This window comes from Streptomyces orinoci, from assembly GCF_003121295.1.
Lineage (GTDB): Bacteria > Actinomycetota > Actinomycetes > Streptomycetales > Streptomycetaceae > Streptomyces > Streptomyces orinoci.
On the sequence record NZ_PHNC01000033.1, the window covers coordinates 1 to 12,444 of the forward strand.

Here is a 12,444-nt window from a genome sequence, read left to right on the forward strand (position 1 = left end):
GCCGAGTCCACCGCCGCGCTCTGGGCGCTGCTGGAGCCGCACTGGGGCCCCGCCCGGGAGGTCCGTGCGCACCAGCCGCTGATGGTCACCGCGCCATGCCGCCGGGCATCGTGCCCGACCCGCTGGTGCGGCGCGTCCGCAAGGACGAGATGGACCTGATCCTTCCGGCCTGTGTGGCCATGTTCACCGAGGAGGTGGGGGTCTCCCCGCTGGCCGGCGACGGCGGGCTGCTGTACCAGGCGCGGGTCGCCGAGCTCGTGGGCGCCGGGCGGTCCTTCGCCCGGGTCGAGGACGGCCAGGTGGTCTTCAAGGCGGAGATCGGTGCCGCCACCGACCGGGCCTGCCAGATCCAGGGCGTCTGGSTCGSCCCGGGCCACCGGGCCGCGGGCTGTCCGTCACCGGCATGGCGGCCGTACTGCGCTACGCCCTGCGCGAGGTGGCCCCTGTGGTCAGCCTCTATGTCAACGACTACAACACCGCCGCCCGCGCCGCCTATCGACGGGTCGGCTTCCAGGAGACCGGCGCCTTTATGAGCGTGCTGTTCTGAGGGCCTCATGCGGGCCGCCGTGCCGGGCGCGCCCCGCGCCGCGGGGCGGGGCGGACCGGTCCGGCGCCACGGCCCACGGGGCCGCGTACGGCGGGTAGCCTCCCGGCATGGATGACATCGTGGTCGGACCGCTCGACCTGGCGGCTCGGGTGGACGACGCGCTTGCCGTGCAGGCGCTCGCCTTCGGGCTCTCCGCGGAGGAGGTCGGCGTACGGCGGCACATCGTGCTGCGGCACCTCACCAACCCCGGGGCGCGCGCCCTGGGCGCCACCACGCCGAGCGGGCGGCTGGTCGGCTTCGTCTACGGCATGCCCAATGACCGCACCCAGTGGTGGTCCACCGTGGTCGAGCCATATCTGCGGGCCACCGGCACCGAGGGCTGGCTGGACGAGTCCTTCGTCATCACCGAGCTGCATGTCCACCCGGCCTTTCAGAACCGGCACATCGGCCGCGCCCTGCTCACCGGCCTGACGGCGGGGGCCAGCGAGCCCCGCTCCATCCTCTCCGCCATCGACACCGAGAGCCCCGCCSGGGCGCTCTACCGGAAGCTGGGCTACCGGGACCTGGCCCGGCAGGTGGTCTTCCCCAGCGCGGCCAGCCCCTATGTGGTCATGGGCGCCACCCTGCCGCTGCACGGATAACAGGCTGGTCCGGCGCCCCATGGGGCGTGGGGCCGCGGCCCCATGCGGCTCCGCCGCGCGGCGCGGCCGGCCACCAAGGACCCGTACCCGAAGGGCGCCGGACCGCACCGCCACGGAGCACGGAGCGGTCCAGGAGCCGTCGCGCTGGCCTGCGCACGGCGCAGCCGGCCGGGAGACAAAACCGGTGCGCGGCCGCATGGGGCCGCCGTTACCCTCCTGGCACCGCGGACGCACCGCGGACGGACCGCAGGCGCACCGCAGACCCGCCGCAGGCGCACCGCACGCACCGCAATCGCACCAGAGGGAGACCGCCCCATGCCCCAAGTCCAGCGCATGTCCGCGATGTTGCTCAAGACACTGCGCGACGACCCGGCCGACGCCGAGACCGCCAGCCACCGGCTGCTGGTCCGGGCCGGCTACGTTCGCCGCTCCTCCGCCGGAGTGTGGACCTGGCTGCCGCTCGGCAAGCGGGTGCTGGAAAACGTGGCCTGCGTGGTGCGCGAGGAGATGGACGCCATCGGCGGCCAGGAGGTGCTGCTGCCCGCCCTGCTGCCCAAGGAGCCCTACCAGCGGAGCGGGCGCTGGGAGGAGTACGGCGACCTGCTGTTCCGCCTGAAGGACCGCAAGGGTGCCGAGTACCTGCTGGGCCCCACGCATGAGGAGATCTTCACCCTCACGGTCAAGGACCAGTGCACGTCCTACAAGGACCTGCCGGTCATCGTCTACCAGATCCAGACCAAGTACCGGGACGRGGCCCGGCCCCGCTCCGGGGTGCTGCGCGGCCGCGAGTTCCAGATGAAGGACTCCTACTCCTTCGACACCACCGACGAGGGCCTGGCGGAGTCCTACCGGCTGCACCGCGCGGCCTACCGCCGCATCTTCGAGCGCATCGGCCTGGATTACCGCATCGTCTCCGCCGTCTCCGGCGCCATGGGCGGCTCCGCCTCCGAGGAGTTCCTGGCTCCGGCAGCGGCCGGCGAGGACACCTTCGTGGAATGCCCGGCGTGCGACTACGCAGCCAACACCGAGGCGGTCACCACCGTGGTGGAGCCCCGGCACCGGCGGCGCACGGCCCCGTCGAAGAGCTGGACACCCCCGACACCCCCACCATCGAGACGCTGGCCCGGCACCTGGCCGTGCCCGCCTCCGCCACCTTGAAGAACCTCCTGGTCAAGGTGGACGGCAAGATAACGGCGGTCGGTGTGCCGGGCGACCGCGAGGKGGACCTGGGCAAGCTGGCGGAGCACCTGGCGCCCGCCGTGGTGGAGCTGGTGACCGCCGAGGACTTCGCCGGCCACCCCGAGCTGGTCCGCGGCTATGTGGGCCCGCAGGGCCTGGGGCTGCCCTACCTCGCCGACCCCCGTGTCGCCCCGGGCACCGCCTGGATCACCGGCGCCAACAAGCCCGGCACACACGCCCGAAATGTGGTCTGCGGCCGCGACTTCACCGTGGACCGCTACCTCGACGTGGTGGTTGTCGAGCCGGGCGACCCCTGCCCCCGGTGCGGTGCCGGACTGCGCATCGGCCGGGCCATTGAGATCGGCCACATCTTCCAGCTGGGCCGCAAGTACGCCGACGTCTTCGGCTTCGATGTGCTGGGGTCCCAGGGCAAGCCGGTCCGGGTCACCATGGGCTCCTACGGCATCGGCGTGTCCCGCGCGGTGGCGGCACTGGCGGAGCAGACCCATGACGAGGCCGGCCTGTGCTGGCCCCGTGAGGTCGCCCCCGCCGACGTCCATGTGGTCGCGGCGGGCAAGACGCAGCAGACCGAGCTCGCCCTCCGGGTGGCCGGAGACCTGGCCCGGGCCGGGGCCAGGGTGCTGGTGGACGACCGCGCCGGAGTGTCCCCCGGGTGAAGTTCACCGACGCGGAGCTGATCGGTGTGCCCACCGTGCTGGTGGTCGGCCGCCGCGCCGGGGAGGGCGTGGTGGAGCTGAAGGACCGCCGCACGGGGGAGCGGGAGGAACTCACGATCCAGGCGGCGGTGGCGGCCGTGGCACGGCTGGTCGGCCAAGAGGGCTGATCAGACGGGCGACCCGGTCGGCGGGGTTGTCCGGTCGGCTGGTTGACCCGGTCGGCAGGGCGATTCGGTCGGCCGGGTGCCCGGGCCGGCAGGGCGATTCGGTCAGCTGAGCGACTGGGCGAATTCCAGCAGGAGTTCGCCTGCCGGGCGGGCGCCGAGCGCGATCTCCCCCAGGCCCGCCTCGGCCGCCCGGAAGACCGCCCAGCCGCGCAGCCGCTCCCGGTCCACCTCCAGCGAGTCCGCCAGCTTGGTCACCCGCCGCCGCCCGGCGGCCGCCGCGCCCGGGGCGGCCAGCAGGGTGTCCAGCCGGTCCCGGGCCGGCCAGGCCAGGTCGTACGCCCGCTCGCCCACCAGCGGTCGCGGCCCCACCGCCAGCCATGGGGCGCGGTCCCCGGCCAGCACCTTGCCCTGGTGATAGTCGCCGTGCAGCAGGTACGGCTCCTCGTCCGCCCCGCCGGCCAGCGCCTCGCGCAGCTCGAGCGCCTCGTCGATCAGCGCCCGGGCGTCCGCCGCCCAGGGCTCCGCGCGCCACCGGCGCAGGTTGCCGGCCAGGGCGGCGGTGTGCTCGGCCACGGACGGGAAGGAGTGCCCCGCGGGAGGGCGAACCCAGAGCCGCTGAAGCGTCGCCGAGGCCTCCAGTACGGCCTTCGCCTCCGGCAGCGAGCGCAGGTTGACCTCCCCGTGCAGCCGCTCCAGCAGCAGCGCGCCCGCCYCCGGAGCGGCGCGCAGCACCCGCMNCGCGCTGGCCCCGTGCCAGTGCGCCAGCGCCGCGTACTCAAGCTCCGCCGTGCGCCCCGGGGGCGTGAGCTTCAGCGCGGCCGGGGTGCCGTCCGCCTGCCGCACCAGCACCACCATGCCGCGCCGCCCGCCGGGCCGTTGCACCCGTTCGGGTGTCAGCTCCCAGCGGGCCAGGTACTCCTGACAGGTCGTCGGCACGGTGGCCAGCCACTGCCGGGCCTCCTCGTCCGCGGCCAGGGCGCGCAGGAGCCGCTCCGGTGGTTCTAGGCGGTCGTTCCCACTGGCCATCCGTGCGCTGTCCCTTTCGTCGTTGCCGGTCAGGACCGCGCCGCCGGACTGCTCGGCGCGGCGGACGCGGCCCGCTCGGCGAGCCCCGGGAAGGCTACGCCGTCGCCCTGCCAGCGCACCGACCGCACCGCCGCCTCGCGCAGCGCGGCCGCCGCCTCCCCGCGCAGCGCGCCGCTCGCGGCACGCACCAGGTCGGCGTAGACGCCCGCCAGCCGGTTCTCCAGCTCCGCCGCCAGGCGCACCGCCGAGTCCGCGTCGGTGACCGGGAACGGCAGCCGGTAGCCGGCCGCGGCGGCCATGGGGCGGCCGCCCAGCTCCCGCACGGTGCGCTCCAGCGCGTCCCGGCGGGAGCGGTGCGCCTGGTACGCCTCCTGTGCCTGCGCGGCGCGCGCTCCCTCCAGGTGGCCGCCGGCCACCCCGTAGCCGTAGACGGCGGCGTGCTCGCCGGACAGTGCCGCCTGGGCCGCCTCCAGAGCCGCCTGGTCCGTATTCGCCTGGTCCATGGCCGCCTGATCCATCAGTCCGCCCCCAGCAGATAGGTGTGCGCGGCGCCCGCCGCCGCGATGGAGGCCAGCAGCCGGGCCAGTTCGCCGGGCGCGGCGGCCAGGGCCGCGGTGTGCGCCTCGGTGGTGCGCCGCTCGGCCTCCGCCAGGGCTCCCAGCGCCGCCTTCTCGTCCCCGGGTGGCGTGGGGGAGGCGGAGGGCGCGGTGGCATGGGGCGAGGCGGCCTGGGGCGTGGCGCGCGGGGGGCCCAGGGCCTGGACATGCCGGGCCACCTGCTCGCGCAGCGGGCGCAGCCTGGGGCCCAGCGCGGGGTGGGCGGCCAGCGTGGCGTCGTACCGTCGCAGCAGCTCGGCGGAGCGGTCCGCGGCCKGGGCGCGCRGCGTGCBCKSGGKGGYGCGCGCCCGBCGGCCYCCCGGCGCGSGGGGCSGGRGCMGCCGGRGRGCRGGRGGGCCSCCSCSCCCCCCCGCCAGTACCCTGCGTCTGCGCGGGCCGTCGGCGCCCCGCGTCGTCATGGTGAGCGGCACGATCCTCTTTCCGTAGGTCCATGATCGCCGCCTGCGAGGGTACCGGCGCCCGGGCACCGGGAACCGAATCGTCAGCCGGGTGCCGGAACAGATAGGCTTTGACCTGACACGCGACTTTCCCACAACAGCACACGCGGCCGAGGAGTCACCCGGATGAGCACCACCCAGAGCGAGCGGCTGCGCGAGCTGCTTGCCCCTCTCGTCAGCGCGCGGGAGCTGGATCTGGAAGAGGTCGAAGTGACACCGGCCGGCAAGCGCCGGGTGCTGCGTGTCGTGGTGGACGGCGACCAGGGCGTGTCGCTCGACGAGTGCGCGGAGCTGAGCCGCGAGGTCTCCCAGCGGCTGGACGACACCGATGTGATGGGCGGCGCCCCGTACGTCCTGGAGGTCACCTCCCCCGGCGCCGACCGCCCGCTGACCAGGCACCGTCACTATGTCCGGGCCACCGGCCGGCTGATCAAGGCCCAGCTCGCCGAGGGCGGCGAGCTGCTGGCGCGGATCACCGCCGTGGACGAGGAGGGGCTCGACCTCGAGGTTCCCGGTGTCAAGGGGCGCAAGCCCACCACCCGCCGACTGGCCTTCGACGAGATCGCCAAGGCCCGGGTGGAGATCGAGTTCAACCGCAAGGCCGCCGAGAAGGCCGCCGACGAGAGCCAAGAGGAGGCGTAGCCGTGGACATCGACATGAGTGCCCTGCGGGGTCTGGTGCGAGAGAAGGAGATCTCCTTCGACCTGCTGGTCGAGGCGATCGAGTCGGCCCTCCTCATCGCCTACCACCGCACCGAGGGAAGCCGCCGCCGGGCCCGGGTGGAGCTGGACCGCTCCACCGGCCATGTGACGGTCTGGGCCAAGGAGGACCCGCAGGACCTCGCCGAGGGCGAGGAGCCGCGCGAGTTCGACGACACCCCCTCCGGCTTCGGCCGGATCGCCGCCACCACCGCCAAGCAGGTCATCCTCCAGCGTCTGCGGGACGCCGAGGACGAGATCACTTTCGGTGAGTTCGCCGGCCGGGAGGGCGATGTGGTCGCCGGCGTGGTCCAGCAGGGCAAGGACCCCAAGAACGTCCTGGTGGACATCGGCAAGCTGGAGGCCATCCTGCCGGTGCAGGAGCAGGTTCCCGGCGAGGAGTACAAGCACGGCCTGCGCCTGCGTACCTATGTGGTGCGGGTGGCCAAGGGCGTCCGCGGCCCCTCGGTCACGCTCTCGCGCACCCACCCCAACCTGGTGAAGAAGCTCTTCGCCCTGGAGGTCCCGGAGATCGCGGACGGCTCGGTGGAGATCGCCGCCATCGCCCGTGAGGCCGGTCACCGCACCAAGATCGCCGTACGGTCCAACCGCTCCGGGCTCAACGCCAAGGGCGCCTGCATCGGCCCCATGGGCGGCCGGGTGCGCAGCGTGATGGCCGAGCTCAACGGCGAGAAAATCGACATCGTCGACTGGTCGGACGACCCGGCCGAGCTGGTGGCCCACGCACTGTCCCCCGCGCGGGTGAGCAAGGTGGAGATCGTCGATCTCGCCCAGCGCTCCGCCCGGGTGACGGTTCCCGACTACCAGCTCTCGCTGGCCATCGGCAAGGAGGGCCAGAACGCCCGGCTCGCCGCCCGGCTGACGGGCTGGCGGATCGACATCCGCCCGGACACCGAGCAGGCCGAGCCGGCCGCCCAGTCCTAGCCGGCCGGAGCGCCGGGGGCGCGTGGAAGCGAGCCGGAGCGCATGGAAGCGGTTTGGCGATGTTCCGAAAAGCCGCGTGACAGGCGGCGCCGGTCCGGAGACCATGGTCATAACGGATGCGTAGCCGATCAGTGCCCCGAAGGGGTGAGGTTGGCACGGGGAGGTAGACTTAAGCAGTGTCTGGCCGGACGCATGCCCGCGTATGCCCTGAACGCACCTGTGTGGGGTGCCGGGAGCGAGCGGCCAAGGGCGATCTCTTGCGGATCGTGGTGATCGAGGGCGCCTGCGTCCCCGATCCTCGCGGTACGCTGCCCGGCCGGGGTGCCTCCGTGCATCCCACACCGGTTTGTCTGGAACTGGCGGTGCGCCGCCGGGCGTTCCCCCGGGCCTTCAAAAGCCCGGGACCGTTCGATACCGCTCAACTGCGTCGATACGTCGAACACGGTGAGCGGCACTAGTTCGGCCCCGCGTCATGCGGGGATGGTCCATGTCAGGTACCTCGCGAGTTGGAAGTAGGTCGAGATTGCGATGAGCACTCGATGAGTACGCGATGAGTACGCCCATGAAGTAGCGACGGTCCGGTTGACAACCCGGACCTAGAAGGAGCGAAGTGGCTAAGGTCCGGGTATACGAACTCGCCAAGGAGTTCGGAGTAGAGAGCAAGGTCGTCATGGCCAAGCTCCAAGAACTTGGTGAATTCGTCCGTTCGGCGTCCTCCACGATCGAGGCGCCGGTCGTCCGTAAGTTGACTGACGCGCTGCAGGGACCCGGTGGCAACGCCGGTAAGTCCGCTGCCAAGCCGGCGGCGCCGCGCAAGGCCCCGTCCGCGAAGCCGGGTGCCCCCACCGCGGGTGCGCCCCGTCCCGCTGCCCCGGCACCCAAGCCGGCCGCGGCCCCCACCCCCAAGCCCGCCGGTGCCGCGCCCACGCCCGGCCCGCGTCCGGGCCCCAAGCCCGCCCCGGCCGCCCCGGCCAAGCCGGTGCCCGCGGCGGAGTTCTCCGCGCCCCCGGCGCAGCCCGCCGCTCCCTCCGGTCCGCGTCCGGGTGCCCCCGGTCCGCGTCCCGGCGCCCGTCCCGGCCAGGCCGGCCAGCAGGGCGGCGGCCAGCGTGCGCCGCGTCCCGGCGGCGGCCAGGCGCCGCGTCCGGGTGCCCGTCCGGCCGGTCCCCGTCCGGGCAACAACCCCTTCACCTCCGGTGGTTCCACCGGCATGGCCCGTCCGCAGGCTCCGCGCCCGCAGGGGCCGCGTCCCGGCGGTGGCCAGGCCGTTCCCGGCGCCCCGCGTCCGCAGGGCGGCCCGGGTGGTGCCCCGCGCCCGCAGGGTGGTGCCCCGCGTCCGACCCCGGGCGGCATGCCCCGTCCGCAGGCTCCCGGTGGCGCGCCGCGTCCCGGCGCCCCGGCGGGTAACCGTCCCAACCCCGGCATGATGCCGCAGCGTCCGGCCGCCGGCCCGCGTCCGGGCCCCGGCGGCGGTGGCCGCGGTCCCGGCGGTGCGGGCCGTCCCGGCGGTGCCGGCCGTCCCGGCTTCGCCGGCCGTCCGGCCGGTCCGGGCGGCGGCGGCCGTCCGGGTGGCGGCGGCGGTTTCGCCGGCCGTCCCGGTGGCGGTGGCCCCGGCGGTGGCGGTGGCGGCTTCGGCGGCGGCCGTCCCGGCTTCGGCGGGCGTCCCGGCGGCCCCGGTGCCCGTGGCGGCACGCAGGGTGCCTTCGGCCGTCCCGGCGGTCCGGCGCGGCGTGGCCGCAAGTCCAAGCGCCAGCGCCGTCAGGAGTACGAGGCCATGCAGGCCCCGTCGGTCGGCGGCGTGATGCTGCCGCGCGGCAACGGCGAGACCATCCGGCTCTCCCGTGGTGCCTCGCTCACCGACTTCGCGGAGAAGATCGGCGCCAACCCGGCGTCGCTGGTCGCCGTGATGATGAACCTGGGCGAGATGGTCACCGCCACGCAGTCCGTCTCCGACGAGACGCTGCAGCTCCTCGGCGACGAGATGAACTACACCGTTCAGATCGTCAGCCCCGAGGAGGAGGACCGCGAGCTGCTCGAGTCCTTCGACATCGAGTTCGGTGAGAACGAGGGCGGCGAGGAGATGCTCGTCGCGCGTCCGCCGGTGGTCACCGTCATGGGTCACGTCGACCACGGCAAGACCCGCCTGCTGGACGCGATCCGCAAGACCAATGTGGTCGCGGGCGAGGCCGGCGGCATCACCCAGCACATCGGTGCCTACCAGGTCGCGACCGAGGTCAACGACGAAGAGCGGCGCATCACCTTCATCGACACCCCCGGTCACGAGGCGTTCACCGCCATGCGTGCCCGTGGTGCCAAGTCGACCGACATCGCGATCCTCGTGGTGGCGGCCAACGACGGTGTGATGCCGCAGACGATCGAGGCCCTCAACCACGCCAAGGCGGCCGACGTGCCGATCGTGGTGGCGGTCAACAAGATCGACGTCGAGGGCGCCGACCCGACCAAGGTGCGCGGTCAGCTCACCGAGTTCGGCCTGGTGGCCGAGGAGTACGGCGGCGACACCATGTTCGTCGACATCTCCGCCAAGCAGGGTCTGAACATCGACAAGCTGCTCGAGGCCGTGGTCCTGACCGCCGACGCCGCGCTCGACCTGCGCGCCAACGCGGAGCAGGACGCGCAGGGCATCGCGATCGAGGCCCACCTCGACCGCGGCCGCGGCGCCGTGGCGACCGTCCTGGTCCAGCGCGGTACCCTCCGCGTCGGCGACACCATGGTGGTGGGCGACGCCTACGGCCGGGTGCGCGCCATGCTCGACGACAAGGGCCAGAACGTGGAGGAGGCGGGTCCCTCGACCCCGGTCCTCGTCCTTGGTCTGACCAATGTCCCGGGCGCCGGCGACAACTTCCTCGTCGTGGACGAGGACCGCACGGCCCGGCAGATCGCCGAGAAGCGTGCGGCGCGCGAGCGCAACGCGGCCTTCGCCAAGCGCACCCGCCGGGTGTCCCTGGAGGACCTGGACAAGGTGCTCAAGGCCGGCGAGATCCAGCAGCTCAACCTCATCATCAAGGGCGACGCGTCCGGCTCGGTCGAGGCTCTGGAGTCCTCGCTGCTCCAGCTCGATGTGGGCGAGGAGGTCGACATCCGCGTGCTGCACCGCGGCGTGGGTGCGGTCACCGAGTCCGACATCTCGCTGGCGTCCGGCTCCGACGCGATCGTCATCGGCTTCAATGTCCGCGCCGAGGGCCGTGCCACCCAGCTGGCCGAGCGCGAGGGCGTGGACGTCCGGTACTACTCGGTCATCTACCAGGCGATCGAGGAGATCGAGGCGGCCCTGAAGGGCATGCTGAAGCCGGAGTACGAAGAGGTCGAGCTCGGTACGGCGGAGATCCGCGAGGTCTTCCGCTCGTCCAAGCTGGGCAACATCGCGGGTGTTCTCATCCGCTCCGGCGAGGTCAAGCGGAACACCAAGGCGCGCCTCATCCGCGACGGCAAGGTCGTGGCGGAGAACCTCACCATCGAGGGTCTGCGGCGCTTCAAGGACGACGTCACCGAGATTCGCGAGGGTTACGAGGGCGGTATCAACCTCGGCAACTTCAACGACATCAAGGTCGACGACGTCATCGCGACGTACGAGATGCGCGAGAAGCCGCGCGGCTGATCGCACCACCTCTACGGGGCCGGTCGGCGGGTAGGAATATCCGTCGATCGGCCCCGGCCGTTGCGTGTACGGTTTCGAATGAGCCGTACGAATCACGGATCCCCAAGGCCCCACGGGTGGCATGAACCCGCACTGCATGTACGTAGGGACGCTGTCCTTCGACCTCCTCCTCGGCGACGTACGGTCGCTGAAGGAGAAGCGCTCCGTCGTCCGCCCGATCGTCGCCGAGCTGCACCGCAAATACGCGGTGAGCGTGGCGGAGACCGGCGAACAGGATCTCTACCGCAGGGCCCGCATCGGCCTGGCGGCGGTCTCCGGCGACATGGGGCACCTCACCGACCTACTGGACCGCTGCGAGCGCTTCGTCGCCGCACGTCCTGAAGTGGAGCTGCTGTCCGCGCGGCGGCGGTTCCACGGCGAGCACGACGACTGAACATCAAGAAGGAGACGGACCAGTGGCCGACAATGCGCGGGCGAAGAAGCTGGCGGACCTCATCCGGGAGGTGGTGGCCCAGAAGCTCCAGCGCGGCATCAAGGACCCGCGGCTCGGTTCGCATGTGACCATCACCGACACCCGGGTCACCGGCGACCTGCGAGAGGCGACGGTCTTCTACACGGTCTACGGCGACGACGAGGAGCGGGCGGCCGCGGCCGCCGGCCTGGAGAGCGCCAAGGGCATGCTGCGCTCGGCGGTGGGCAAGGCGGCGGGCATCAAGTTCACCCCCACCCTGACCTTTGTGGCCGACGCCCTGCCGGAGACCGCCCGGACCATCGAGGACCTGCTCGACCGGGCCCGCAGCTCGGACGCCAAGGTGCGCGAGTCCTCCTCCGGCGCCCAGTACGCCGGCGAGGCGGACCCGTACCGCAAGCCGGGCGAGGCCGAGGACGGGGACGCGGCCGCCGAATGAACCGCAAGCCCACCGTGCCGGACGGCCTGGTCATCGTCGACAAGCCGGCCGGCTTCACCTCCCATGACGTCGTCGCCAAGATGCGCGGCATCGCCCGCACCCGCCGGGTGGGCCACGCGGGCACGCTCGACCCGATGGCCACCGGCGTGCTGGTGCTCGGCGTGGAGCGGGCCACCAAGCTTCTCGGTCACCTGGCGCTGACCGAGAAGGAGTATGTGGCCACCATCCGGCTCGGCCAGAACACGGTGACCGACGACGCGGAGGGTGAGATCACCTCGTCCGCCGATGCCTCCGGGGTCACCCGGGAGGCCATCGACGCCGGGGTGGCCAAGCTGACCGGGGCCATCATGCAGGTCCCCTCCAAGGTCAGCGCGATCAAGATAGACGGCAAGCGCTCGTACAAGCGGGCGCGTGAGGGGGAGGACTTCGAGATCCCGGCGCGCCCGGTGACGGTGTCCTCCTTCGCCGTGCACGCGGTGCACCCCGCCGAGGCCGAGGACGGCACGGCGGTGCAGGACCTGCTGGTCTCGGTGGTCTGCTCCTCCGGCACCTATGTCCGGGCGCTGGCCCGCGACCTGGGCGCGGACACCGGCGTGGGGGGCCACCTCACCGCGCTGCGCCGGACCCGGGTCGGGCCGTACCGGATCGGTGACGCGCGCACCCTGGACCAGCTCCAGGAGGAGCTGACCGTGATGCCCGTCGCCGAGGCGGCGGCCGCCGCCTTCCAGCGCTGGGACGTCACCGCCGAGCAGGCCCGCCTGCTGGGCAACGGCGTACGGATCCGGGTGCCGCTGTTCGACACCACCGGGCCGATCGCCGCCTTCGGGCCGGACGGCGCCTTCCTCGCCCTGATCGAGAACCAGGGCGGACGGGCCAAGAGCCTCGCCGTCTTCGGCTGAGCCGACGGGGCCGGGCACCAGGCCGTGAACCCAGGCCCTGACCAGCCTGTGAACACCGTCGGGCGGGGACCGCGAACCGCGTTCCCCGCC

11 protein-coding genes and 2 pseudogenes are annotated in these 12,444 nt (G+C 73.1%); 10 read left to right on the plus strand and 3 right to left on the minus strand.

The features are described from left to right. The 3 genes and pseudogenes from CV755_RS31025 to CV755_RS31035 form a co-directional block, all read left to right on the plus strand. Positions 1–547 (plus strand): annotated as a pseudogene (locus CV755_RS31025) (GNAT family N-acetyltransferase); the annotation flags it as partial. Positions 548–654: 107 nt separating this feature from the next. Next, a complete protein-coding gene (locus CV755_RS31030; RefSeq protein WP_109283848.1) occupies positions 655–1,188 on the plus strand; it encodes a GNAT family N-acetyltransferase in 534 nt (177 codons plus the stop codon). Between the two features lie 315 nt (positions 1,189–1,503). Then, positions 1,504–3,211: pseudogene (locus CV755_RS31035) on the plus strand (proline--tRNA ligase). 102 nt (positions 3,212–3,313) lie between these two features. On the opposite strand, the gene CV755_RS31040 reads toward CV755_RS31035, so the two are convergent. From CV755_RS31040 to CV755_RS36980, 3 genes are read right to left on the minus strand one after another with little or no spacing between them, the layout of a single operon-like run. Continuing rightward, on the minus strand, positions 3,314–4,237 hold the full coding sequence (locus CV755_RS31040; RefSeq protein ID WP_109283850.1) for an aminoglycoside phosphotransferase family protein: 924 nt from the start codon (positions 4,235–4,237) through the stop codon (positions 3,314–3,316). Between the two features lie 29 nt (positions 4,238–4,266). After that, positions 4,267–4,740: a ferritin-like domain-containing protein gene (locus CV755_RS31045; protein ID WP_241560875.1), complete on the minus strand. Its 474-nt coding sequence runs from the start codon at positions 4,738–4,740 to the stop codon at positions 4,267–4,269. A gap of 14 nt (positions 4,741–4,754) precedes the next feature. Beyond that, the gene (locus tag CV755_RS36980; RefSeq protein ID WP_338323720.1) at positions 4,755–5,012 is read right to left on the minus strand and encodes a hypothetical protein; all 258 of its coding nucleotides are present in this window, start codon (positions 5,010–5,012) and stop codon (positions 4,755–4,757) included. Between the two features lie 405 nt (positions 5,013–5,417). Between CV755_RS36980 and rimP the strand changes: the two genes are divergently transcribed. The 7 genes from rimP to truB all read left to right on the plus strand — a co-directional run bounded on the left by rimP (position 5,418) and on the right by truB (position 12,354). Beyond that, entirely contained in the window at positions 5,418–5,933 is a 516-nt protein-coding gene (gene rimP, locus CV755_RS31055; RefSeq protein ID WP_109283823.1) for a ribosome maturation factor RimP, read from the plus strand. 2 nt (positions 5,934–5,935) lie between these two features. Then, positions 5,936–6,934, plus strand: a complete 999-nt coding sequence (gene nusA, locus CV755_RS31060; RefSeq protein WP_109283852.1) for a transcription termination factor NusA — start codon at positions 5,936–5,938, stop codon at positions 6,932–6,934. A gap of 176 nt (positions 6,935–7,110) precedes the next feature. After that, positions 7,111–7,392 (plus strand): YlxR family protein, encoded by a 282-nt coding sequence (locus tag CV755_RS31065; protein ID WP_109283854.1) that lies wholly within the window; start codon positions 7,111–7,113, stop codon positions 7,390–7,392. Positions 7,393–7,544: 152 nt separating this feature from the next. Further along, the gene (infB, locus tag CV755_RS31070) at positions 7,545–10,547 is read left to right on the plus strand and encodes a translation initiation factor IF-2 (protein WP_109283855.1); all 3,003 of its coding nucleotides are present in this window, start codon (positions 7,545–7,547) and stop codon (positions 10,545–10,547) included. Positions 10,548–10,683: 136 nt separating this feature from the next. Then, positions 10,684–10,980 (plus strand): DUF503 domain-containing protein, encoded by a 297-nt coding sequence (locus CV755_RS31075; RefSeq protein ID WP_109283857.1) that lies wholly within the window; start codon positions 10,684–10,686, stop codon positions 10,978–10,980. A gap of 22 nt (positions 10,981–11,002) precedes the next feature. After that, entirely contained in the window at positions 11,003–11,455 is a 453-nt protein-coding gene (gene rbfA / locus CV755_RS31080) for a 30S ribosome-binding factor RbfA (protein ID WP_109283859.1), read from the plus strand. Then, positions 11,452–12,354, plus strand: coding sequence for a tRNA pseudouridine(55) synthase TruB (gene truB, locus CV755_RS31085; RefSeq protein ID WP_109283861.1), 903 nt, complete (start codon positions 11,452–11,454; stop codon positions 12,352–12,354). The genes rbfA and truB overlap by 4 nt, the downstream gene beginning before the upstream one ends. Positions 12,355–12,444: the final 90 nt, after the last annotated feature.

Bases quoted from the DNA above. Each gene is read 5' to 3' on its own strand.
- CV755_RS31045 (WP_241560875.1), bottom strand. From the start codon at position 4,740: ATGGACCAGGCGAATACGGACCAGGCGGCTCTGGAGGCGGCCCAGGCG.
- rimP (WP_109283823.1), top strand. From the start codon at position 5,418: ATGAGCACCACCCAGAGCGAGCGGCTGCGCGAGCTGCTTGCCCCTCTC.
- CV755_RS31075 (WP_109283857.1), top strand. From the start codon at position 10,684: ATGTACGTAGGGACGCTGTCCTTCGACCTCCTCCTCGGCGACGTACGG.
- truB (WP_109283861.1), top strand. From the start codon at position 11,452: ATGAACCGCAAGCCCACCGTGCCGGACGGCCTGGTCATCGTCGACAAG.